This window comes from Marihabitans asiaticum, assembly GCF_007828725.1.
Taxonomy (GTDB): domain Bacteria; phylum Actinomycetota; class Actinomycetes; order Actinomycetales; family Dermatophilaceae; genus Marihabitans; species Marihabitans asiaticum.
Genome location: NZ_VIUW01000002.1, coordinates 445,137 through 469,316 on the forward strand (window position 1 = coordinate 445,137; position 24,180 = coordinate 469,316).

Here is a 24,180-nt window from a genome sequence, read left to right on the forward strand (position 1 = left end):
AACGAGTCAGCTTGCGTCTGGGTGGGGATCGGCGGTGACCACGACGTTGTCCTCGTAGGTCGCGTGGCCGTCGGCGCTCCGGATCAGCTCTCCTCCGCACGTCACGAGGACCAGCCGTCGCGGTCCCTCGGCCTCGAAGAGCGACTCCGGGAGGGCGGCCTTGTGGTAGGACCGCCGTGACGTGACGACCCATCGAGATGGTGAGCCGCTCTCGTCCGTCGTGACGACCTCGGCTCCGGGCCCGACCTGACCCAGGAGGTAGAGCGCACCTGCGTGCCGGCCCAACGTGACATGCCCGGCGAGCAGCGTCGTCCCCTTCCCTGATCGCAAGGACGCGGTCGTCTCCAGCCACCCGACCTTGCGCAGGTCCGTCGGCAGCGACATGGCGTTCTGGGCGGTCACGTCATGGGGCTCGATCGGGGCACTGACCCTGATCGACGGGACGAATAGGCGAGCTGGCTGCCAAGGGGGGCCCAGCTCGACCTCGTCACGGTTGACGTACGGACCGAGGTCACCGTCGGGGAAGGCCACAGGGCGCCCGCCGTCGTCCACCGCCTCCTGAACAGAGACGCGGAAGTCCGTCGCCGGTGATGGCGCCGGCGCCGACGGGTCCTGCTTGACCGCTGATGCGACCAGCCATGCACCGACTCCGATGCATACTGCGGCGCACAGCGTCAGCAGGACCCGCCAGCTACCTCTCACTCGTGCCGGTGAGTTCCCCGGCGCCCGGACCGCGCCGCGACGAAGGCCCCAGCACCTCCGAGGAGCACCAGCAGCATGCCCAGGGTCACGGTCCAGACCGGGAGGCCTCCGACCTCGAGCTCGCCTGTCGGAACAGTCGGCGCAGGGTGCGTCGGCGCGGGGTGCGTCGGCGTGGGGTGCGTCGGCGTGGGCTCCTCGGGCTTGGGAGGCGTGGGCTCCTCGGGCTTGGGAGGCGTGGGCTCCTCGGGCTTGGGCTTCTCAGGCGTCGGGTGCTCGGTGTCGCAGTCCTCGACACACTCACCACCGTCGTCGTCACCAGCAGTGGCCACGTTCCGCAGCGACTCACCCCACTGGTCAGCCTTGACCCTCACCGTGTACGACACCGTCGCCGACTCACCCGGAGCCAGTCGCGGCAACGTCCACGTCAGCGTCGACCCGTCACGCACAGCAGCCGACCCATCGGTCACCTCGCCGTAGCTGATCGACCCGTCGTCGAAGGAGGCATTGTCCAGCACGTCAGTCAGGTCATCGGTCACCGACCGGCCCGACAGCACAGCATCGGAGTCGTTCGTCGCCCGCACCGTGTACGTCACCGAGTCGCCAGGCTCCACGGACGAACCGTCAGCCGGGTCGGAGGACTTGCTCAACGTGTAGCTCGGCACCGGGTGCTCGGTGTCGCAGTCCTCGACACACTCACCACCGTCGTCGTCACCAGGAGTGGCCACGTTCCGCAGCGACTCACCCCACTGGTCAGCCTTGACCGTCACCGTGTACGACACCGTCGCCGACTCACCCGGAGCCAGTCGCGGCAACGTCCACGTCAGCGTCGACCCGTCACGCACAGCAGCCGACCCATCGGTCACCTCGCCGTAGCTGATCGACCCGTCGTCGAAGGAGGCATTGTCCAGCACGTCAGTCAGGTCATCGGTCACCGACCGGCCCGACAGCACAGCATCGGAGTCGTTCGTCGCCCGCACCGTGTACGTCACCGAGTCGCCAGGCTCCACGGACGAACCGTCAGCCGGGTCGGAGGACTTGCTCAACGTGTAGCTCGGCACCGGATGCTCGGTGTCGCAGTCCTCGACACACTCACCACCGTCGTCGTCACCAGGCGTGGCCACGTTCCGCAGCGACTCACCCCACTGGTCAGCCTTGACCGTCACCGTGTACGACACCGTCGCCGACTCACCCGGAGCCAGTCGCGGCAACGTCCACGTCAACGTCTCACCATCGAGGACAGCCTGCGACCCATCCGTCACCTCGCCGTAACTGAGCGACCCCTCATCGAACGAGGCGTTGTCCAGCACGTCAGTCAGGTCATCGGTCACCGACCGGCCCGACAGCACAGCATCAGAGTCATTCGTCGCCCGCAACGTGTACGTCACCGAGTCACCCGGCTCCACCTGCTCACCATCAGCAGCGTCAGCCGACTTCTCCAGCACGTAGGACGGCACCGGATTCTCGGTGTCGCAGTCCTCCTCGCACTCGCCACCGGTGGAGGTCACCGCGTTGCGCAGCGTCTCGCCCCACTGGTCGTCGTCCACCGTCACCTCGTAGGTCAGCGTCAGCTCCTCGTCGGGAGACAGTGCGGGGATGGTCCACGTCAACGTCTCACCGTCGTCAGCCAGCTCGGCCGTGGTGCCTTCCGGCGCCGTGATCGTGCCGATCGTGGCGTTGTCCAGCACGTCGGAGAGGTCATCGCTGATGACGACGTCGTCCACCCGGGTGCCCCCGGTGTGGGTCGCGGTCACCGTGTACACGAGGGTGTCACCCGGCTGCACGGTGGCGCCGTCACCCACGTCGACCGACTTGGCGTAGGTGTACTCGCCACGGGCGGTGTTGGCGAAAGCGCACCTCACCGGGTTGTCCGGCATCGTGAAGGTTCCCGAGAGGCTGCCGGCCGTGTAGGACGGGTCGACCCCCTCGCAGGCAAGGGTGGTGTCGTACGTGCCCGTGTTGTCGCTACCGAGCAGCTCCGCCACCGTCACCGGGTCGCCCGAGGAGACCGGAACAGTCACGCTCGCCGGGTCCGCGCCGACCTCTGACACGACGGCGTCGTCTCCGGTGGGTCCGTCGTTGATGGTCAGGCCCGCGGTGTCACCGGTGAAGGCGTCGACCCACTCCTTCGTCAGCGTGACACCGGCCTGCCGGCGTTCGTTCGTGAAGGTGCAGGCGACGTCGTTGGCCGGCATCGTGAACTGGCCCTCGAGGTCCCCTGCTTCGTAGTCCACGTCAGTGCCCTCGCACGAGAGCGAGGTGTCGTAGGAACCAGCGTTGTCCTCACCGAGCAGCTCGGCCACCGAGACGGGGTCACCAAAGCTCACGGGGACGGTCGCCTGAGCGGCGGTCTCCTCGCCGACGACGGATTCGACCGCGTCATCTCCGGTCGGACCATCGTTGATGGTCAGGCCCGCGGTGTCGCCCTCTGCGCCGTCGACCCACTCCTTGGTCAGGGTGACGTCGAACCGCTGGAGGGTGTTCTCGAAGGTGCACGTGATCGTCTGACCCGCGGCGTTCGTGGTATCGATCTCACCCTGGCGGGCGGTCGCGTCGTACGAGACCGTGTACGGGTTGCCGGAGCCGTCGACGCAGGCGAGCGTCGCGGTGTAGTTGCCGTCGTTGCCGCCCAGGGACTCGGTCAGCGTGACGGCGGTGCCGGTGGGGACGGAGAGCTCGGCCGAGTTGTCGGCGTCCGGCGCGTCGTCGGCGTCGCTGTCGTCGACGGTAGGCGCGTCCGGCGCGGTGGAGGTGTCACTGGTCGTCTCGCCGCCTCCCTCGATCGTCAAGGTGGCCTTGTCGTCGGCGATGGCGTCTGCCCACTGCTTCTGCAGCACGACGCGGGTGTCGGCGCGGTTCTCCGCCGTGCACTCGATGATGGTGCGCTCTTGGATGTCGTTGAGCGTGATGGGGTCACCGGCGGCGAACCGGCCCAGGTCGGTGGTCACAAGGGTCCCGTCGGCCGCCAGAAGGCGGGCCTCGCAGGTCGCTCCCATGTACGTGTAGCCGGGCCGGGGCGTCTCCTCGATGCGCATGTCGAGCTGCCCGGGCTGAGGCGCGTCCTGCGACCCGAAGCGCCACTCGAACTGAGCGCTGCCGTTCGTGCCGGTGGACTGCGTCACGGGGGTGGCGTTGTCCGCAGCGTCAGGGCGCACCCAGTCGACGACGCCACCGTCGGTGTTGATGTCGGAGATCTCGGCCTCGAACTCGAAGCCCTGACCGGGAGTCTCGTAGTCCCCGTCGCCGTCGGTGTCGACGCGCTTGTTGACGATGACCTCGGGGGCGCACTGGGCGTACACCGCCGCGCGCAGCGCCGACTCGAGGTCGTCGAAGTTCGGGACGACCGCGTAGTCGGAGCTGCCGAAGGGAGCGCCGTCGTCGGGGAAGCGGACATCGCCGGAGACGGTCTGCAGGTTGCCCTCGCGGACATTGCCGATGCCGACGACGAACATGTGCGAGCCGGCGGTCTTGATCGCGTCGGCCTGCGTGACAGCAAGGTTCCGAGCTGTTACGTCGTACCCGTTGCCGGGGCCTTGCACCGGCGGTGCATCTCCGTAGTAGTTCGGCTCACCGTCGGTGAGGAAGAGGACGAGCTCGGTCGTGCCGTCAGCGGGCTGTACCTCCCGCGCCTCACGCAGACCGTCCTGCCAGTTGGTCCCCCCAAAGGCGCTGTAGCTGTTGGCATACCCTCCCAACGGACCCGTGGTCGCGATGGACGCGCTGTCGACGGGCGTGAACGACACCTCGGAGTTGCCGAACGTCGAGAACGAGGTGATCGCCATCGTCGAGCCGGTGTTGCTCAGCGCCGAGAACAACGAGTTCATCGCGGTCTTCATCTGGCCTTCAGCATTGGCCTGCGCGATGGAGCCGGACTCGTCGACCACCATCATCACGTCGATGGCGCAGGAAGGGGGCAGCGGCGGGTTCTGGACGGTCGACGGTGGCACCGCCCGCTGGGCCGCCATGCCTCGCTCTTCTCCCGAGCAGTCGATCTCGAGGCGCTGCCGCTCCTCGTCGCTCATGGACTCGTCGTAGCACTCCTTGGGCAGTCCCTCGGGGAGCTCCTTCGCGTCAGCCTTCTCGTCCTTGGCGGACTCGCCATTCGTCGGCTCGTCCTTGGCCTGGTCCTTGGCCGGCGCCTCGCTCTTCTGCCCGTCCTTGGCCGGCTCCTCCGCCGGCGCCTCGCTCTTCTGCTCGCCCTTGGCCGGCTCCTCCGCCGGCGCCTCGCTCTTCTGCTCGCCCTTGGCCGGCTCCTGCGCGAGAGCCTCGCTCTTCTGCTCCTCCTTGGCCGGCTCCTGCGCGGGAGCCTCGCTCTTCTGCTCCTCCTTGGCCGGCTCCTGCGCGGGAGCCTCGCTCTTCTGCTCCTCCTTGGCCGGCTCCTCCGCGGGAGCGTCCGGCTCGCTCGCCGCCATCCGGGCCGCGTCGGCGGGGGCTTCACCGACGAGGTCGGCGACGCGGCAGGTCAGCGACGCGGTGGTGGCCAGATCCACCTGGTAGCCCTTGCCGAAGGGGTCGAGGTCGGGCTGCTTGCAGGTGAGAGTTCCCTCGCTCAGGCTCAGGCTCACCTTGCCGGGATCGAGGTCGGGGAAGGAGGTGCTCGCCTGCGCGGCTCCCACGGCGGTCAGCTCTTCCTTGACCGGCTCGGCCGCTCCGTGGTCCAGGGAGACCTCGGTCCGCCAGGTCGCGCCCTCGTCGATCCCGACCGCCTCCACGGTCAGCTTGAGCTCGACCGGGGAGTCCCCCGGAGCGGCCCCGACGGGAGCTGCCCAGCTGGTGGCCAGCACACCGGCGCCCAGCACCGCCACGCCACGTGAGAGACGGCGCCGGAAGCGCCGCCGCGCACTGAACTTCGACCGAGTCGATGCCTGTCGCCCCACACCCGACATGAAATGCCCCTTTGTTTCCCGGTGTCGCTGCCCCTATGCCACGACGAAAATCACCGTAGACCTCTGCCAGTGACCTGTCAGCCAGTTGGGAGAATAGGACTCACGAAGATGTGATATGCGCCTGCATTTCATCTCACGCCCACCACCGCACGGCCCGGCCACACCACAACATCTAGTGGTTGCATAGGTGTAATTTCCCGCTATGGTGTGTCTCGCAGCTGGTTCGGCGTACTGAGCAGTCAGCAGTCGGCGAGGCAAGAGGGAACCCGGTGAGAGTCCGGGACTGTCCCGCAGCGGTGAGTGGGAACGACCGCCGTCATCAGCACTGAGGTGCCAGCGCACCTCGGGAAGCGACGGCCAGTAGGCCGCAAGACGCCCACGAGTCCGGTGCGCGAGGAGGAGCCGGACCTCTTCGACGCGGAGATGGCCGCGCAGGTGCGCCAGATGCTCATCGACGGGGTCGACGCGGAGGCGCAGTTCGCGCAGGACCTGCTCGGCGGCGGGGTCGCCGGGCTGTCCGTGGCGGACATGCGCAGCTACCTCGAGCACGTCGCCGACCGACGGATGCAGCGCCTTGGGCTGGAGCCGATCTACGGCTCGAGCAACCCGCTGGCCTTCATGGAGCTGCAGGACGTCCCGGAGCTGAGCAACTTCTTCGAGCGGAAGGTCTCCGCCTACCAGGTCGGCGTGACCGGCTCGGTCGGCTTCGACGAGGACTTCTAGCCGCAGCGCCCGTCGGTCGCCGATCCCTCAAGGATCGGCGACCGACAGGCAAGACCGGCGAAGGGGGTACGCCCGCCTACTCGGGCATGGCCGGGTCGACGTCGGTGAGCACCCGACCTGGCAGGCCCACCGCCGGGTGAACGAGAAGCTGGAGTCCTTCGAGGGCTGATCACCCCCCTTCGCCCCGCTCCACAGATCCGAATCTCCCTAGGTTTCTGTCAGCCGCCCGGGATATTTCCTAGGCGTCTGGTCAAACGCCTAGGGAGATTCGGATCTTGTGCGCAGCACCAGCGAGCCTCGACGGGAGACCCTCAGGCGGGGAACGCGACCAACGGGTGCCCGAGCGGGCGCGGGACGAGGACCTCCGCTCCCTTCGGCTGGGCGTCGCGATGGTCGGTGAGGCACCGCACGCTCACCCCGTCGGCGAGGGTGACGAGGTGCATCACCTGGCCACCGCGGAACTCGGCGCGCGCGACCCGACCGGGCACTCCCCCTTCGCCGCCGAGCTGGTGGCCACGGGCGCGTGGGTGCACCGTGAGGTCGTGCGGGCGCACCATCACCTGCACCCGCCCATCGGGCCCCGGGAGTACCGGCAGCTCGCCGAGCGCGGTGAGCGCTGCGCTCCCCCGCCGCTCACCGGCGAGGAAGTCCGCCTCGCCGAGGAAGGTCGCGACGAACTCGTCGGCCGGGGCGTGGAAGATCTCCGCCGGCGTCCCGACCTGCACGAGGACACCGTCGCGCATCACCGCGACCCGGTCACCGACGGCGAGCGCCTCCTCCTGGTCGTGGGTGACCAGCACGACGCTCGCACCGGCCGCCCGTAGCGCGTCCATCGCCTCGGTTCGCACCCGCGCCGAGAGCCCCTTGTCGAGGTGGCTGAACGGTTCGTCGAGGAGCACGAGCGGCGGCTGCAGGGCGAGCGCCCGGGCGATCGCGACCCGCTGCTGCTCACCTCCGGAGAGCTGGTGCGGGTAGCGCTCGGCCTTGTCGGCCAGGCCGACCAGCTCGAGCAGCTCAGCCACCCGCGCCCGACCCTCGTCACGACGACGCCCGCGCCCGCGCCGAGCCGTACCGAGACCGAAGCCGACGTTGTCCGCGACGCTGAGGTGCGGGAAGAGGGCGAGGTCTTGGAAGACGATGCCGACGCCACGCTCCTCGACGGGGACGAAGACCCCTTCGCCGGCGACCTCCCGGCCGGCGAGGCTGACCGTGCCGGCGTCGATTCCCACCAGGCCGGCGATGATCCGGAGCATCGTCGACTTGCCGCACCCGCTCGGGCCGACGACGACGAGCACCTCACCCGGGGTCATCTGCAACGAGACCTCGTCGACTGCGGTGGTCGCGCCGAAACGCTTGGTCACGGCGTCGAGATCGAGGACCGGCGCACTCATGACAGGTCCTCCTTCCTGGGGATGGCCAGCGTACGACGGAAGACCAGGATGATCGGGACCGTCGCGATCGCGACGATGGTCAGCGCGGGCGGCCCGGCGCTGTGCCAGCGGGACTCGGTGGCGAGCTGGTTGACCCAGACCGCGAGGGTCTCGAAGCCGAAGGGCCGCAGCAGCAGCATGATCGGCAGCTCCTTGAGCGCGTCGACCGCGACGAGGACGAGGGCCACGCCCAGACCTGGGCGCAGCAGCGGCAGGTGCACCCGGCGGAGTACCCCGCCGGGGCGCTCGCCGAGGGCCAGGGCCGCGTCGGTGATCGAGGGCGAGACCTGCTCCATGCCGGCGTCGACGCTGCTCCACGCCAGGGCGAGGAAGCGGACGACGTAGGCGTAGATCAGCCCGGCGAGGGTGCCGGTGACCAGGCTGGTCCCCAGCGAGATGTGCAGCACGTCGAGCAGGCCGTCGAGCGCGGAGAGGATGATCAGCACACCGATCGCGACGACCGGTCCCGGCACGGCGTAGCCGATCGTCGCGGCGCGGGCCAGCCACGGGGTGGCCCGGCCACCGCCGAGCCGGACGGCGCCGGCGAGCAGCAGACCGATCGCCGCGCAGATGAGCGAGACGACGACGGCGACGAGGGCGGAGCTGCCGACGTAGCCGAGGAATCGGCTGTCCAGACCGACATCGGTCTCGCTTGGACGTGACCACGCGAGCAGCTGCACCAGGGGCACCCCGACGGTGATCGCGAGCACGGCCAGGCAGGTGCCGGTCGCGGCTACGGCTCGGCCACCGGTGAGCCGGACCTGGCCGAGCGGGCGGCCGCCGCCGTGCTGGTGGAAGCGTGCGCCACCTCGGGCGACCCGCTCGGCGGCGATGACGGCGAGGGCGAAGAGCATGACCACCCCGGCCAGCTCGCTCGCCGCGACCCGGTCGTACATGCCGACCCAGACCTGGTGCACGCCGACCGAGACGGTGCGCACCCCGAAGTACTGCACGGTGGCGAAGTCGGTCAGCGTCTCCATCGCGACGACCATCCCGCCCGCGGCAAGGGCCGGGCGAGCCAGCGGCAGCACGACCCGTCTCGCCGCAGAGAGCGGTCCGGCGCCGAGGGATCGCGCCGCCTGGTAGGTGGTCTCGGACTGCTCACGCAAGGCCGCCCGGGCGAGGATGTAGGTGTACGGGTAGTAGGCCATGACGAGCACGAGCGCGCACAGCCAGAAGGAGCGCACCTGCGGGAACCACACGTCCGGGCCGAAGAGCGCGCGCAGCCCGCTCTGGACCGGCCCCGGGTGGTCGAGCAGCCCGATGTAGACGAAGCCGGAGACATAGGCCGGGACCGCCAGCGGCAGCACGAGCAGCCAGGAGAAGAGTCGCTGACCGGGGAAGGTGTAGCGCCCGACGAGCCAGGCCAGACCGGCGCCCAGCACGGTGGCTCCGAGGACGACGACGACCCCGAGCGCGACCGTCGTGAGCGCCATCGACCCCAGACCGGTCTCGAGGAGGAAGGCCCAGACCTCACGGCTGGGGTTGAGCAGAGAGAGGACGACGAGCGCGATCGGCAGCACGCACGCCGCCGCGACGAGCAGCACGACCGCCTGCCAGCGGCGTCGCGCCTCCGTGCGGGCGCGGCCGCGACGCCGCCCGCCCCCTTCAGCGGCGGGCGCCGGCTCGACCAGCTCGGTGGGGGTGCTCATCACTCGCTCCGACCGGGCCTCACTCGTACCCGGCCCGTCCGAGCAGCTCGACCGCTGTCGAGTTCTGCTCCGCGTACGCGGTGGCGTCGATCTTCTCCTCGCGGAACTCGCCCCATGAGGCGAGCAGCTCCTGCGGCGCCACGTCGGGGTTGACCGGGTACTCCATGTTGTCGCCGACGAGCTCGTCCTGACCGTCGGTCGCCAACCATTCGAGCAGCTTGCGCGCACCCTCGGGGTTGTCGCCAGCGGCGACGACCCCGCCACCGGAGATGTTGACGTGCACCCCTTCGCCGTCCTGGTTGGCCCAGAACGGCTTGACCGACAGGTCCGGGTCCTCCTGCAGCGCGCGGGCGAGGTAGTAGTGGTTGACGATGCCGACGTCGCAACCGCCGCTGGCGACGTTGTCGATGATCTCGGCGTCGTTGCTGTAGATCGACCCGTTCTCCGCCCAGCCCCGCACGACCTCCTCGGTGCGCTCCTCACCACGGGAGGCGATCATCGAGGCGACGAGCGACTGGGTGTAGCTCGCGTTCGCGGTGCGCAGGCAGAGCCGGTCCTTCCAGCGCGGGTCGGCGAGGTCCTCGTACGTCGAGAGCTCGTCGGTCGACACCGCGTCGGGGTTGTAGATGATCGTGCGCACCCGCTTGGCCAGCCCGAACCAGCGACCCTGCGGGTCGCGCAGCCCCTCGGGCACGGCGTCTTCGAGCACGGTCGACTCGGCGGGCGCGAAGATGCCCTGGTCGGCGGCGGCGGCGAGGTTGCCGGCGTCGACGGTGAGGTAGGCATCGGCGACGGTGTCATCCCCCTCGGCCGCGATCCGCTCGCGGAGCTCGGCATCCGAGCCGTAGAGGAACTCCACGCTCGTGCCGGTCTCCTCCGCGTATCGCTCGAAGGCCTGCTCGAGGTCGTAGTGCCGGGCCGAGTAGACCTGGATCGTGTCACCGCTGGTCGAGGTGCAGCCGGCGAGCAGGGTCGTCGCCACGAGTCCGGTGACGCCGACGACAGCGGTGGTGCGTCGGCCGGTGGTGCGAAGGGGGGTCATGCGGGGTTCCTCCTGGTGAGGCGTCGAGAGTGCGGGTCGGGGATGACCGTTCGTCTGAGGTTCCCCGGGGATCTGCGAAGGGGGTGAGGGCGACCGTTCGTCTGAGGTTCCCCGGGGATCTGCGGTCAGGCCGAAGGCGGCGAGCAGGAGGGCGGCGACGATCCAGGCGGCGTGCAGGGCCCAGTCCACCGGCTCGCCGCGCCGGTAGTCCGGCAGCGCCGTGCGGGCGAGGTCGATCCACCCGGCAGCCGGTCGGTCGGGCGCGCCGACCCAGGTCAGCGTCCCGGCCCGTCCGGCGAGGGTGACCCAGGCCTGCACGCCGAGGCTCACGGCCGCGGCGAGAACAGCGCCACCACGCACCCAGCTCGCGATCGGCCCGTGGCTGCGGTGGAGCAGCACGGCGACCGCGACCGCCACGAGCGGCAGGATGACGACGACCTGGCGGCCCGGCCACCAGTAGCCCTGCATCGTCAGGGCAACGAAGGTCGCGGTGAGCCACCCGGCAGCGACCGGCAGCACGAGCGCCCACTGCCGGGCCCGCGCGGCGAAGGGGATCGCCGCCAGCCCGAGCAGCCACACCGGCGCCCAGGCGGCGAGCCCGTAGTCCCGGTCGGTGACCAGGCCGATCAGCCGGGTGCTGCGGCCGAGGTAGTTCGGCTCGAACCCGACTGCTGAGAACTCCCCCTTCGCCTGGAAGTGGTCGCCCGAGGCGTAGGCGGTCCAGCCGCCGTAGAGCAGCTGGTGCGCGCCCAGCCACACCGCGCCCGAGGCGGCGAGCGCAACGACGGCGACCGCGGTGAGCCTGAGCGAGGCGCGCCGCAGCGAGCAGAGGGCGACCACTGCCAGCGCCGCCGCAACCGGGGCGTACTTGACGGCCAGCCACGGCAGGGCACTGACCGCGAGGACGACCCCGAGGACCCGAAGGGGGGACCACCAGGCGTCGGCCGAGCGCCCGGCCGGCGGGACGACGAGGAGCACGGTGGCGACGACCGCGAGCGCGGCGGGCAGCTCGGGGTAGACCTGGTGTCCGTAGACCGCCAGCGGAGTCACCGTTCCCGCCAGCGTCGACACCACCGCCGCGAGCACCACCGGGACCGCGTACCGGGTGGCGGCCAGGTAGGTCGTGGCGGCGGCGAGCAGGCCCGCGATGAGGACGAGGACCCACTTCGCGGCCAGGTATCCGCCCAGACCCATCGCCGGAGCGAGCAGCAGCGGGAGCAGCGGGTCGTGCGGGCTGACCCGACGCCCATCGGCCTGCTCGGCGGTCTGGATCGGCGGGGGCACGTCGTGGAAGGCGGTGTACCGCGCCTGCGCTCGCTCGTCGGAGATGTCGAGGTCGCCGTCCTCGGCGAGCGACAGCGCGGTGAGCAGGTACTGCGGCTCGTCGACCGCCGCGGCGCCGACGTCGGCCGCCCGCACGCTCACCCCGGCCCCCACCACACCGACCGTCACCACGGCCGCCATGAGGCAGGCCAGCACGAGCCCGGTCGCCGCGCACGGTGCGGCCGACCCGGCACGAGGGGGGCCGGCGGGGGTCACGCCGTCACGGCAAGGGACGGGGCCGGCTCGGCCGCCCGGACCGGCCCGAGGGCGTGCACCGCACGGCGCACGACGGCGTCGAGGTCGGTCGTCGGGAACCAGCCGAGGATGCTGCGAAGGAGTGAGATGTCGGCCATGGTGTGGCTGACCTCCCGGCGCTCCGCATCCGCCACGACGCGCTCACCACTGCACCCGGTGGCGGCGGCGACCGACCGGGCGAGGTCGACCAGGGTATGTGACACGCCGGTGCCGAGGTTGACCGTCCCCGACGCCCCGCGGTCGAGCAGACCTGTCACGGCGCGGGCGACGTCGCGCACGTCGGTGATGTCGCGGGTGCGGTCGGCCCCGCCGAGCAGCACGACCGGCTCACCGCGGCGCAGCTGGCGAGACCACAGCGCGACCGCCATGTCAGCGCGCTGGTGCTCACCGACCACGGTGAACGGCCGCACGACGAGCACGTGCCCGCCCGCGGCGGCGCGCTCGCGGCAGACCCGTTCGGCGTCGACCTTGCTCCGGGCGTATCCGCCGCGGGGCCGCAGCTGGTCGGCCTCGGCGCTGGGCCTGATCCTCCGACCCTGCACCTGCGCCCCGCCGTAGACCGACGAGGAGGAGAAGGCGAGGAGCGGCGTCGTGGCCGGCACGGTCGAGGTGACGGCCCGGGTCGCCTCGACGTTGTCACGTCGCCGGCGCCACCTCACCTGCGGGCCGTCGTCACGCACGCCCGGACAACCGGCGAGGTGGATCACGGCGTCGGCGCGGGTGAGGGCATCGAAGGCTTCGCCGTCGATCTCGGTCAGCTCGCACCGGATTCGCACGACGCCGTCGCGACGTTCTTCGCGGGCGGCGCGGTCCAGCACCGTGACCTCGTGCCCGAGACCGACGAGGTGGGGCACGACGGTGCGACCGATGAACCCCTCTCCCCCGGTGACGGTGACCCGCACTGCTCGCTCCTCGATGTGCCCACGCGGACGTAAACCGCCTAGAGGTTAGCCTATCCTTCGTGGTTGACGCCCTGGCCCAGACTGGTCCCGCGCCTCGGTCGCGCGCCCTGGCCGGCCGGCAGGTGCGCACGATCGCAGGTGCGGTGGTCCTCGCCGTCGCGCTCTGGTGGTTATGGCGCACGGTCGACCTCTCCGCGGTGACCACGACCCTCGGAGCGCTCCTCCAGTCACCGCTGCCCGCGCTCGCCTCGCTGCTCGGCTACGCCGCAGCCTTCCTGCTGCGCTCGTGGGCATGGCACTTGCTGCAGCCGGTCGTGCCGCTAGGACAGGCCTGGGCGGCCGTGCACGTCAGCCTCGCCGGCAACCACCTGCTGCCGCTGCGCCTCGGCGAGGTCCTGCGGGTGACCAGCGCCGTCCGGCGCACCGAGGCGACGCTGCGCGAGACGAGCGCGGTGACCGTGAGCCTGCGGCTCGGCGACCTCCTCGCCCTGCTCGTCGTCGCCGCGATGGCGGCTCCCGTCGCGCTGGCCCGGGTGCTGCGCCCCGAGCTCGCAGTGCTCGCCGGCGTCGTCCTGCTCGCCGGGGTGGTCGCCGCCTGGGTCCTTCTGCGTCCGGCAGGGCAGACCCGTCAGCCCCGGCCGACGACCGTCGCGCTCGTGGTCGTGGCCACCGTCTCGGCCTGGCTGCTGGAGGCCGCCGTCCTCTTCGCGGTGGCCACCACCGCAGGTCTCGAGCTGGGTCTCGCCGACGCCGCCGGGGTCACCGCGGTGACCGTCCTCGCCCAGGCCGTCGCGATCACCCCGGGCGGTCTCGGCACCTACGAGGCCGTCGGCACCGCGGCCCTGGTCGCGCTCGGGCACCCCGCGCCCGAGGCCTTCGCGGTCGTCCTGACCACCCACGCGGTCAAGACCGCCTACAGCATCGTCCTCGGAGGAGCTGCCGTGCTTGCCCCCAGCCCCGGATACCTCGGCCGCCTCCGGCTGCCCGCCCGCCGCCCGGAGCGGCCGGCCGCGGACCCCCCTTCGCCCTTGGCGCCGGTCGTCGTCTTCATCCCCGCCTACGACGAGGAGGCGGTCATCGGCGGGGTTCTCGAGCGCATCCCGAGGCGGGTCGGCGGGCGCGAGGTGCAGGTGCTCGTCGTCGACGACGGGTCGCGAGACCGCACCGCGGCGATCGCGGCAGCGGCCGGCGCCACCGTGCTCTCCCAACCGCGCAACCTCGGGCTCGGAGCAGCCGTGCGGCGCGGCCTGCGCGAATCCGCGGCGCTGCGCCCCGCGGCCGGGGTCTACCTCGACGCCGATGACGAATACCGGCCCGAGGACATCGCCGCCGTCGTGGCACCGGTCCTTGACGGCACGGCGGACTACGTCATCGGCAGCCGGTTCCGCGGTCACATCGAGCACATGCGAGCGCACCGGCGCGTGGGCAACCTTGCGCTCACCCGATGGGTGCGGTGGATGACCCGCGAGCCCGGGCTCACCGACGGTCAGAGCGGCTTCCGCGCCTTCTCCCCGGCGGCGCTGGAGGCCGGCGAGGTGATCCACGACTACAACTACGCCCAGGTGCTCACCCTGGACCTGCTGGCAAAGGGGTTTCGCTACACCGAGGTGCCGATCGGCTACGCCTTCCGGACCACCGGGACCTCCTTCATCTCCCTCGGCCGCTACCTGCGCGCGGTGATCCCGGCCGTGCACCGTGAGCTCAACGACCGCGGCCCGGCCGTGCCCTCAGCGCCCGTCGGTCAGTCTTCGACGACGTGGGAGCGGAATCCTTCGCGCGCCGTCGCCCAGCGCTGAGGTTCCAGCCGCCCGTCCGGCCCGAGGCAGTCCACGACCGCCTGCGCCATGACCAACGCGTGGTGGGTGTTGTCGTGGGCGAAGAGGCCGCCGCGACCGAGCGTCGTCACACCGACCAGCCCGCGCGCCCACGCCTCGACGGCGTCGAGGTGGGCGCCGTACCCGCGCAGGTACACGGGGTACACCGCGGAGAGGCGGCGCACGCTCACCGAGGAGGTGCGGATCGGGGGCAGGTCGTGATCGCGAAGCGCCTGCTCGACGAGGGCCTGCAGCTGCTCGTCGCTGCTCGACCACAGCTCGTCGCCGACCTCGCAGGGGATCTCGGCGCACACGACCGAGCGATCCGCCGGGTCCGCCGCGCTCTCGCGGTAGTTGGCGGGCTCGCTGATCCGGCTCACCGGGGTGCGTCGGGCGGGCAGGTAGTGGGCGTCGAAGGGGGTCCACCGGGCCGGTCGTCCGGCAGGGGGTTGCTCGGGACGGTGGGTGAGGTAGACGAGCACCATCGCGCGAGAGCGCAGCGACCTCGCGTGCTCGAGCACCTCCGGGGCGGGCGAAGGGGTGACCAGCCGCGGCAGCGCCGCGACCGGGATCGTCGAGAGCACGGTGGGCGTCTGCCAGCGCCGCCCGTCCGCGGCATCGACCAGGACCGGGTCGCCGTCCCTGATCGCGCTGACCTGCACGCCGTGGAGGATCTGCGCGCCGCACTCTCGAGCCGCCGTCTCCAGTGCTTCGACGATCTGGCCGAACCCTCGCCGCGGGTAGTAGAAGGTCGTCCCGCGCGGACCCGGCTCGCCCGCCCGCCGGCGGGTGGAGACCCGCGCCAGGCTGGTGCGCAGGAGGCGGGCCGCGACCTTCGGCACCGAGTCGGCGCTGACCCGCACCCGGGCCTGCTCGGGGTCAATCTCCTCGCCGGGGACGCCCCAGAGCTTCTCGGCGTACGGCCGGTACAGCTCGCCGTAGGCCGTGGGGCCGAGCGAGTTCGTCAGCGCCTCGGCATAGGACTGCGGGCCGGGCCGGCCCGATCCGGACCGACCGGTCGTTGCCGCTGCCACGGCCGCCGAGAGACCGACACCGACGGCGTCACGGGCTACCCGGGCCAGCCAGCCGGCGGGCATCCGGCGCGCCAGCTCGACCGGGCGAAGGGGGAAGTGCAGCCACCGACCGTGCAGGTGGACCCGGCCGCGGCGTGGGCGCACCTGCAGGTCGTCTCCGAGCAGCTCGCGCAGCAGCGCGAGGACCGTCGGCGGGGTCGCGGGGTGCAGCCGATGGCTGCCCCGGTCCACGCGGACCCCGTCGATCCTCTCGCTGGCCGCCATCCCTCCCGAGCGGTCCTCGCGCTCGAGGACGAGCACGGTGCGACCCGCTCGCGCGGCGAGCAGCGCGGTCGCCAGGCCGGCGGGTCCGGCACCGACGACGACGAGGTCGTACCGCTCGCTCGTCATGGCCTACCCATCCATCGCGGAACTCAAGTTGTAAGGTGAGCCTTACAGAACTCGCTCGACCTCAAGGACCTCATCATGGCACGCACCACCCGGGCCGCCGTGGCCCTCACCTTCGCCGCAGCGCTCGCCCTCACGGCATGCGGCAACGACGACGGGGGCCAGGTCACCAACCTCGGCAGCGAGACCGGCTCCGCCAGCGGCTCCGGCGCGGGAAGCGGATCTGGTTCCGGCAGCGGGTCCGGGCTCGGCTCGGACCTGCAGCAGGACACCGACAACGCCAAGGTGGCCGAGGCGGTCGAGCAGTACCAGGCATACGTCCAGGAGCAGGCCGAGACGATGGCGACGGCGACGACCACCTTCACCGACGCGGTCCGCGCCGGTGATCTCAAGGCCGCGCAGCAGGCCTATGCGCCGAGCCGCGAGCCGTGGGAGCGGATCGAGCCGATCGCCGGTCTCATCGAGGAGCTCGACGGGCGGATGGACGCCCGGGTCGACGACTTCGAGAGCCCCACGGACGAGGAGTTCACCGGCTGGCACCGCCTGGAGTACCTGCTCTTCGAGAAGGAGACCACCGACGGGGCGAAGAAGTTCGCCGACCAGCTCGACGAGGACGTCGCGACCCTGCAGGACAAGCTGGGCTCGCTGGAGATCCCGGCCGCCGCCGTCCCGGTCGGGGCGTCCGAGCTCATCGACGAGGTGAGCATGGGCAAGATCACCGGCGAGGAGGACCGCTACTCCCAGACCGACCTGTGGGACCTCGGCGCCAACGTCGAGGGGTCGAAGAAGGCCTTCGACCTGCTCACGCCGGCGCTGAAGGAGGCCGACCCCGACCTCGCGTCCAAGATCACCGACCAGTTCGCCGAGGTCGAGGAGACCCTCGCGCCGCTGAAGGACGGCGACGGGTGGAAGCTGTACTGCCTGGAGGGCGGGGAGTACAACACCCAGTGCGGTGACACGATCACCGTCGACACCACGACCAAGGACCAGCTACAGAGCCAGACCCAGGCGCTCGCCGAGAACCTGTCCCAGATGGCTGGTGCGCTCGGCCTGGAGAGCTGACCCGGTCGTGCCGGAGACCTCCAGCTCAGGGACGGGCAGACGCGCCGTCCTCGCCGCCGGTCTCGGGTCGCTCGGCGCTGCCGGCCTGGCCGGGGGTGTCGCTCTTGCCGGCCGCGATCAACCGGGAGCCGCGTCGGCGCAGGCCGCCGGGGCGGCCGGGGGTGACGCGTCCGCAGGTAGCGCCCGGGTCCCCTTCGCCGGGGCTCACCAGCAGGTGATCACCCACGACCCGGTCGCGGCCCGCGCCTCGATGAGCGCCTTCCGGGTCACCGCCCAGGACCGCGGCGAGCTCGCCGAGCTCTTCGAGATCCTCACGGCGACGATCGCCGACCTGCAGGCGGGGCGGCTGCCCGACTCGCGGGACCCGTCCTTCCCGGCTCGGGAGACCGGCATCCTCGGCGCCGAGGTGCAGCCCGACCACCTCGGGATCGCGGTGTCGGTCGGCGCCAGCCTCTTCGACGAGCGCTTCGGGCTGGCCGACCGCAAGCCGAAGAACCTGGCGAAGATGCCCTTCCTCGCCAACGATCGGCTCGACCCGCAGCGCAGTCACGGCGACCTCCTGCTGACCATCGAGGCCGACCACCCGGACACGATGCAGCACGCGCTGCGACAGATCATGCGGGCCGCGCGCGCCCACATGGTCATGGCCTGGACCATCGAGGGCTACTCCCGCGGCACCGGTGGCGGGCACGGGTCGGGGCAGACCCCGCGCAACCTCATGGGCTTCAAGGACGGCACGAACAACCTCGACATGACCGACGACCGGGTGATGGACGAGTTCGTCTGGGTGGGCGCCGACGACGGCGAGCCCGAGTGGGCGGTCGGCGGCAGCTATCACGTGGTGCGGGTGATCCGGATGTTCGTCGAGTTCTGGGATCGGACCCGGATCGTCGAGCAGGAGCAGATCTTCGGGCGGCACAAGGTCTCCGGTGCACCGCTGGGCAGCGAGGACGAGTTCGCCCCGATCAACCACTCCGCCGACCCCGACGGCGAGACCATCCCCCTGGACTCGCACATCCGCCTGGCGACGCCGCAGACCCCGGACGCCAGCGGCGACGTGATCCTGCGCCGCGGCTTCTCCTACACCCGTGGGGTGGACGGCTCCGGTCAGCTCGACCAGGGCCTGGCGTTCGTCTCCTTCCAGCGCCGCCTGGAGCAGTTCCTCAACATCCAGGCCCGCCTGGACGGCGAGCCGCTCGAGGAGTACATCCTCCCCGAGGGTGGGGGGTTCTTCTTCGCCCTCCCCGGGGTCGAGGACGAGGGCACCTCCCTCGGCGCCCGCCTCCTCGCCTAACCCCTTCGCAGGTCCCCGGGGAACCTCAGACCGACGGTCACCCCTTCGCCCCACCTTTCGCAGATCCCCGGGGAACCTCAGACCAACGGTTGCCCTCTCCGCGCCATCCCTCTTGCAGATCCCCGGGGAACTGCGAAGGGGGCCGAGCAGCGTCGCTGCTCGGCCCCCTTGGCGTCCGGTTGTGTCAGGTCGACGACGAGAGATCAGCGGCGGGAGGTCACCGCCTTCAGTGCGTTGACGATGCCGTCGCCGTAGAAGCCGTTGAAGCCCGGCTTGGACACGCACTCGGCGGTGAACTCCTCGCTACGACCCTCACGGACGTAGCTCTGGAAGCCACCCTCGGGGCACGGCTGGTCGACCGCAGACTTCTTCAGCACGTACTCCACCTCGCGGGCGTCGGCGCTGAAGCGCTTGCCGCCCCCTCGGCCACGATCGCTGACGATGAGAGCCGCGACACCGGAAGCGTGCGGGGCGGCCATCGACGTGCCCTGCAGGTACTGGTAGTAGCCGCATCGCTCGGCCCCTCGAGCCACGGGCCGACGCGAGCACTCCTTGATCACCCCGAGCGCCTCGCCCAGCTCGGTGATGTTGCCGTCCTCGTCGACCTGACCCTCGGCCTGCAGCACGCCTCGGGGCGCCGCGGAGAGGATGAGGTTCTCGTTCGTGCGGTAGCTCTCGGTGCCGAAGCCGTCGCGGTACCAGCCACCGGGGGCCGCCACCTCGATCTCGTCCGAGTAGAGGTCAGTGGTCCAGTTCGAGAAGTCCGACTTGGTCTTGGTCGGACCGACCGAGGAGACCCCGATGACGTGCGGGCCCTCGACCGGGAGGTCGAAGCACGTGGCGTTGTCGATCGTGCGCGGGTGCGCAACCCCTTCGGGGAAGTTGGGGCTCGAGGTGTCGGTACGCGGTTTGGCGAGGTCCTCGTGCCCGTTGCCCAGCGCGCCGACCAGGGTGACATCTCGGCGGTGCGCGTAGTCGAGCACCCGCTCCATCGTCTCGATCGTCACGTCCTGCTGGGCGGCCTGCTCCGGGTTGTCCTCCGGGGCACCGCCTCGGCAGTTGAACGCCCACGGGTCGACGTAGAAGCTCATGTTGACCACGTCGACGCCCTTGTCCGCCGCCCAGGTGAGGGAGTCTGCGACCGAGCTGAGGAAGAAGTACCCACTGTCCTGACCAGCGCGGATGTTCGCCAGCTGCACCCCGGGCGCGATCCCGGACATGCCGAAACCGTTCTGTGCCGCAGCGATGGTGCCGGCGACGTGGGTACCGTGACCGTTCTCGTCGACCGTCGCCGGGTCGAGGCACCCGTCGTACTCGCAGTCACCGTCGATCATCGGGATGTCGCGGGCGAAGTTGCGCGAGAGCTTGTGGTTGAAGTTGCCGGCGATGTCGGGGTGGGTGGCGTCCACGCCGGTGTCGATGACACCGACGACGACCTTCTTCTTGCCGTCCTCGTGCTTGCGAGCCTGGAAGGCCTGGAGCATCTCGTGGCCCCACAGCATCGAGTCCAGCGGGTCGGTCTTGACCTTCTTGCCGCGCTTGTCCCGCGAGTCGCCCTTCTTCGCCGTCTTCCGACGGGCCTCGTCGGCGGTGCGCTTCTTGGTCTCGGAGACCTCGTGGTGCTCCTTCTCGACGTCCTGGGCCGGCGCCGCCATCCGGGGCGAGCGGCCCACTGCGATCTCTGCTGCGGCGGTGCGCACCCCCTCGATACCGCGGGCCTTCTTCGCGAATCCGGCGTCAGAGGTGGAGACCGTGACCAGGCCAATGTGCTCGTTCACCGAGGTGACCTTCCCGCCCTTCGCCTTGACGTCGGCCACGACCTCGTCGAGGTCGGCGCCCTTGTCTGCCAGGACAACGACATCTCCGCTGCCGGTCGGACCGGTGGCCGGCTTGATCGTGACGTCACCGGAGGTGGCGGTAGTACCGGCCTGTGCCGTGGTGGCGACGAGGCCGGTCGAAGCGATGGCAACGGCCCCCAGGCCGGCCATGAGAGAGGTGTGACGCATCGGGGTTCCCTTCGGCGATGGAGGCGCCGCTGCAGCGCCCACGGCTCAACCTAGAGCGCCGCGACGTGACTCAGGTCACGTTTTCGTCCGGACTTGGTCAAGAACCGACAAGCCGCTTCACGAGCGGCTGCGCAGCGCGCGCTGCAGCAGGGCGTCGAAGATCGAGGCCACCTGACGCCCACCGGGATCCTTCAGCCGATGCACCGGCGCGAAGGCACCCTGCGCGCGCTGTACCGCGGTCCGCTCGGGGATCTCGCCGACCATGACCAGCGGCCCGAAGAGGGAGCGCAGCTCCTCGACCCGGTAGCTGTGCTCGGCGAGGTGGCCGCGCACACGGTTGACGAGGATCCCCAGCGGCTGCACCGGCACCTTGAGCGTGCTGCGTACGTCGTGCACCGCTCGCAGCGCCCGGTCGGCAGCCGCGATGGCGAAGACCCCCGGCTCGGTGACGACGACGACGCGGTCGGCTGCCGCCAGGCCCATCCGGGTCAGCCCGCCGAGCGACGGCGGGCAGTCGATGACGACCAGGTCGTAGCGGTCCTCCTTGGCCACCTTGGCCAGGACGGTGCGAAGGGAGAGCAGCCGCCGGCTGGAGAGGTCGGTCCGGTCGTGCTGGGCGATCTGCTCGCCACCGACGGCCACGTCGATCACGGAGGCGGGCTCACCCCCTTCGCCCTCGTCGGTCCACCGGCTCGGCACGGTGCAAGCCTGCAGATGACGACGTCGCGGGTCGTCGACCACCTTCGCCAGGGTCGAGGGGATCTCCCCGGCCGCGTCGAGACCGGCGGTGGCGTCGCCCTGCGGGTCCAGGTCGAGGACGAGGACCCGCAGGCCTGCGGTGAGCGCCGCGGAGGTCAGACCGAGGGTCACCGTGGTCTTGCCGACGCCACCCTTGAGGCTGCAGACGGCGACCGCGATCATGCCGGTCAGCCTATCGGTGGGCTACTTCAGCTCCTTCGACGAGTAGCCGAGGATGCGGCGCGCGACGACGAGCAGCTGGATCTGCTGGGTCCCCTCGAAGATGTCGAGGATCTTGGAGTCGCGCGCCCACTTCTCCAGCAGCTCGGTCTCGGCGTACCCGGTGGCGCCAGCGAGCTCGACGCAGGCGAGCGCGACGTCGACGCAGGTGCGCCCCGCCTTCGCCTTGGCCATCGAGGCCTCCATCGAGTTCGGCTTGCCGTTGTCGGCCATCCACGCCGCGCGCAGCGCGAGCAGATAGGCGGCCTGGTAGTCGGCCTCCATCTGCAGCAGCCTGGCGGCGGCCGCCGGCTGGACGTTAGCCGGCCGGTCCGGGTCGGCGACGACACCGGCCTGCGCGAGCAGCTCGCCGGTCTTGTCCAGGCACGCCCGGGTCAGGCCGAGTGCCATCGCCGCGACGAGTGGGCGGGTGTTGTCGAAGGTCTGCATCGCCCCGCCGAAGCCGCCCTCGATCTTGATCTCGGGGTCGCCGAGCAGGTCCTCCGCGGGGACCCGGCAGTCCTGGAGCGAGAAGGCGGCCGTGTCACTGGCCCGGATGCCGAGCTTGTGCTCGAGGCGCACGAGCTTCATGCCCGGGTTGTCGCGGCGGACGATGAAGGACTTGATCGCCTGCTTGCCCAGGCTCCGGTCCAGGGTCGCCCAGACGACGACGAGCTCGGCACGCTCACCGGCGGTGACGTAGATCTTCTCGCCGTTGAGCACGTACTCGTCGCCGTCCCTGACCGCGGTCGTGCGGATCGCGCCGGAGTCCGACCCGGTCTCGGGCTCGGTGATCGCCATCGCCGCCCACTTGCCGGCGTAGCGCGCCTTCTGCTCCTCGGTGGCCACCGCCGCGATGGCAGCGTTGCCCAGACCCTGCCGTGGGATGGAGAGGGTCAGGCCGACGTCGCCGCGGCAGGTCTCGAGGATCGAGAGGACCGAGGAGAGGTTCGAGCCGTTGCGGTTGGCGCGCTCCCCCTTCGCCTTGCGGCCCGAGCCAACGGCGGCGACATCACCCTCCTGGGCTCCGTCGTCGCTCGCCCGGGTCGAGGATGAGGCACCGGCGCCCTGGCCGGCACCGGAGTCGCTCATCCCGTCGATGACGGCGGAGACGAGGTCGAGCTCAGCGGGGTACTCGTGCTCGGCGCGGTCGTACTTGCGCGAGATCGGCCAGAAGACCTCCTCGGCCATGCCCCGTGCCTGGGCCACGAGGGGGCGGAACTTCTTGGGAACGTCGAGATCGATCATGTTCGTCAGTCCTTCTGAGTCTGTGGTCTGGGGCCGCACCTGCCAAGGCAAGTGCGAGAGGGAGGGGAGCCAGGGGGCCGTACCTGCCAAGGCAAGTGCGAAGGGAGGGGCTGGCTCAGACGAGGAGGGTGCCTTCGAGCAGCCCGGCACCACGCAGGTCGCGGTACCACCGCTCGTTGTCGAACTCCTTGACGAACCCGTGCCCCCCAAGCATCTGGACGCCGTTGCTGCCGACCTGGGTCATGTAGCGGGAGGTCAGCGAGCGCGCCTGGGCGATCTCGGCCGAGGCGTCCTCGCCGCGATCGAGCCGGGCCGCGGCCTTCCACACCACGAGGCGCAGCGCGGCGATCTCGATCGCCATGTCCGCGACGGTGAAGGCGACGGCCTGCCGGTGGCCGATCGGCTCGCCGAAGGCGGTGCGCTCGGTGACGTACTGCGAGACCTGGTCGAGGACGGCCTGTCCGGTCCCCACTGCGGCGGCCGCCCAGGCGAGGCGGGCGCGGCGGACGGCGTCGAGGTGGTCCTCGCTCGAGCCGAGGAGACTCGCAGCCGGCACCCGGACCCCTTCGAGGTGAAGGCGGGCAGTCCTGCTGGCCCGGATGCCCATGGCCGGGTCGTCCTCGACCTGCAGACCCTCGGTCCCGGGCTCGACGATGACCAGGCGCGGCTCGCCGTCGAGCATCGCGGAGACGATGAAGAGCTCCGCGATCTCGGCGCCCGGGACGAGCGCCTTGACGCCGTCAAGGACGAGCTCGTCCCCGTCGCGGATCGCCGCCGTGGTCGGGGCGAGCGGGTCGAAGAGCGGCTGGGGCTCCATGAGCGCGAGCGCGGCCGACTTCGGCGGGTTGTCGCCGGTGAACTCGGGCAGGTAGGTCGCCTGCTGGTCCGCGTCGCCGTAGCTGGCGATCGCGGTGGCGACGGCGGCCGGCGCCATGATCGCGGCCGCGATGCCCATGTCACCGCGAGCCAGCTCCTCGAGGACGAGCACGCCGGTGACCGCGGAGCGCTCCTCGGCGATGCCCTCCAGCTCGGCGGGAACGCCGATGAGGTGCAGCCCCATCTCGGCGGCGGCGCCGGTCACCTCCTCGGGGAGCCCGCGCTCTGCGTCGGCGCCGGAGCCGGCGGGCCGGATGACCTCGTCGGCAAGTTCCCTCGCCACGCCCTGGATCATCTGCTGGTCCTCGGTCGGGGTGAGGTCGAAGAGCTGTTTCGGCTTGGCCGTGGCGGCGCGGGTCGGGTCACCCGACCCCTTCTTCTTGGCGAAGGCGCGACCCGCCGCCGTCTGCGCCCTGAAGCTGCCCACGGCGCTCTTGTAGAGGTATCGCTCCACCCGCGCTCGGACCTTTGGGTCCTTCAGGCCGGGCAGCCCGCCGGCCTTGGCGATGAGTCGGAGCCCGAGTCGCTGACCCTTGTCGGCCAGCGAGATGGATTCGGTGGTGGCCATGCGGCGTACCCCTTCGTGCGTA

15 protein-coding genes and 1 riboswitch are annotated in these 24,180 nt (G+C 71.0%); of the genes, 4 read left to right on the forward strand and 11 right to left on the reverse strand.

What is annotated here, in order from left to right; genetic code table 11:
- Positions 1-6 precede the first annotated feature (6 nt).
- Complete coding sequence (locus FB557_RS06700) at positions 7-702, reverse strand: class F sortase (protein ID WP_342778925.1); 696 nt, start codon at positions 700-702, stop codon at positions 7-9.
- Positions 699-5,504: a DUF7927 domain-containing protein gene (locus tag FB557_RS06705; protein WP_144856822.1), complete on the reverse strand. Its 4,806-nt coding sequence runs from the start codon at positions 5,502-5,504 to the stop codon at positions 699-701. Before FB557_RS06705 ends, FB557_RS06700 begins: the two co-directional genes overlap by 4 nt.
- A gap of 342 nt (positions 5,505-5,846) precedes the next feature.
- A riboswitch (cobalamin riboswitch) is annotated at positions 5,847-5,959 on the forward strand.
- Between the two features lie 13 nt (positions 5,960-5,972).
- Here FB557_RS06705 and FB557_RS06710 point away from each other — a divergent pair.
- On the forward strand, positions 5,973-6,308 hold the full coding sequence (locus FB557_RS06710) for a ribonucleotide-diphosphate reductase subunit beta (RefSeq protein ID WP_246074518.1): 336 nt from the start codon (positions 5,973-5,975) through the stop codon (positions 6,306-6,308).
- Between the two features lie 311 nt (positions 6,309-6,619).
- Here FB557_RS06710 and FB557_RS06715 read toward each other — a convergent pair whose 3' ends face one another.
- The 4 genes from FB557_RS06715 to FB557_RS06730 are packed head-to-tail and all read right to left on the reverse strand — an operon-like array spanning position 6,620 to position 12,912.
- Positions 6,620-7,699 carry an ABC transporter ATP-binding protein gene (locus FB557_RS06715; protein ID WP_144856824.1) on the reverse strand — a complete coding sequence of 360 codons (1,080 nt, stop codon included), beginning with the start codon at positions 7,697-7,699 and terminating at the stop codon, positions 6,620-6,622.
- Entirely contained in the window at positions 7,696-9,390 is a 1,695-nt protein-coding gene (locus FB557_RS14545; RefSeq protein ID WP_144856826.1) for an ABC transporter permease, read from the reverse strand. The genes FB557_RS06715 and FB557_RS14545 overlap by 4 nt, the downstream gene beginning before the upstream one ends.
- A gap of 19 nt (positions 9,391-9,409) precedes the next feature.
- Complete coding sequence (locus FB557_RS06725; protein WP_144856828.1) at positions 9,410-11,971, reverse strand: extracellular solute-binding protein; 2,562 nt, start codon at positions 11,969-11,971, stop codon at positions 9,410-9,412.
- Positions 11,968-12,912 (reverse strand): NAD-dependent epimerase/dehydratase family protein, encoded by a 945-nt coding sequence (locus FB557_RS06730; RefSeq protein ID WP_170236223.1) that lies wholly within the window; start codon positions 12,910-12,912, stop codon positions 11,968-11,970. Before FB557_RS06730 ends, FB557_RS06725 begins: the two co-directional genes overlap by 4 nt.
- Before the next feature lie 59 nt (positions 12,913-12,971).
- On the opposite strand from FB557_RS06730, the gene FB557_RS06735 reads away from it, so the two are divergent.
- On the forward strand, positions 12,972-14,708 hold the full coding sequence (locus tag FB557_RS06735; protein ID WP_144856832.1) for a lysylphosphatidylglycerol synthase domain-containing protein: 1,737 nt from the start codon (positions 12,972-12,974) through the stop codon (positions 14,706-14,708).
- Here the strand turns inward: FB557_RS06735 and FB557_RS06740 are convergent.
- Complete coding sequence (locus FB557_RS06740) at positions 14,654-16,150, reverse strand: protoporphyrinogen/coproporphyrinogen oxidase (protein ID WP_144856834.1); 1,497 nt, start codon at positions 16,148-16,150, stop codon at positions 14,654-14,656. The two genes, FB557_RS06735 and FB557_RS06740, sit on opposite strands and share 55 nt — an antisense overlap.
- A gap of 75 nt (positions 16,151-16,225) precedes the next feature.
- Here FB557_RS06740 and efeO point away from each other — a divergent pair, with 75 nt between their 5' ends.
- Together efeO and FB557_RS06750 are read left to right on the forward strand one after the other, a co-directional pair.
- Complete coding sequence (gene efeO / locus FB557_RS06745) at positions 16,226-17,209, forward strand: iron uptake system protein EfeO (RefSeq protein WP_144856836.1); 984 nt, start codon at positions 16,226-16,228, stop codon at positions 17,207-17,209.
- A 7-nt stretch (positions 17,210-17,216) separates the two neighbouring features.
- On the forward strand, positions 17,217-18,503 hold the full coding sequence (locus FB557_RS06750) for a Dyp-type peroxidase (protein ID WP_144856838.1): 1,287 nt from the start codon (positions 17,217-17,219) through the stop codon (positions 18,501-18,503).
- Positions 18,504-18,706: 203 nt separating this feature from the next.
- On the opposite strand, the gene FB557_RS06755 is transcribed toward FB557_RS06750, so the two are convergent.
- From FB557_RS06755 to FB557_RS06770, 4 genes are all read right to left on the reverse strand, one after another.
- Positions 18,707-20,509 (reverse strand): S8 family serine peptidase, encoded by a 1,803-nt coding sequence (locus tag FB557_RS06755; RefSeq protein WP_144856840.1) that lies wholly within the window; start codon positions 20,507-20,509, stop codon positions 18,707-18,709.
- A 117-nt stretch (positions 20,510-20,626) separates the two neighbouring features.
- Positions 20,627-21,430 carry a ParA family protein gene (locus FB557_RS06760; RefSeq protein WP_144856842.1) on the reverse strand — a complete coding sequence of 268 codons (804 nt, stop codon included), beginning with the start codon at positions 21,428-21,430 and terminating at the stop codon, positions 20,627-20,629.
- A 21-nt stretch (positions 21,431-21,451) separates the two neighbouring features.
- Entirely contained in the window at positions 21,452-22,714 is a 1,263-nt protein-coding gene (locus FB557_RS06765; RefSeq protein ID WP_144856844.1) for an acyl-CoA dehydrogenase family protein, read from the reverse strand.
- A 115-nt stretch (positions 22,715-22,829) separates the two neighbouring features.
- Entirely contained in the window at positions 22,830-24,158 is a 1,329-nt protein-coding gene (locus tag FB557_RS06770; RefSeq protein WP_144856846.1) for an acyl-CoA dehydrogenase family protein, read from the reverse strand.
- Positions 24,159-24,180 lie beyond the last annotated feature (22 nt).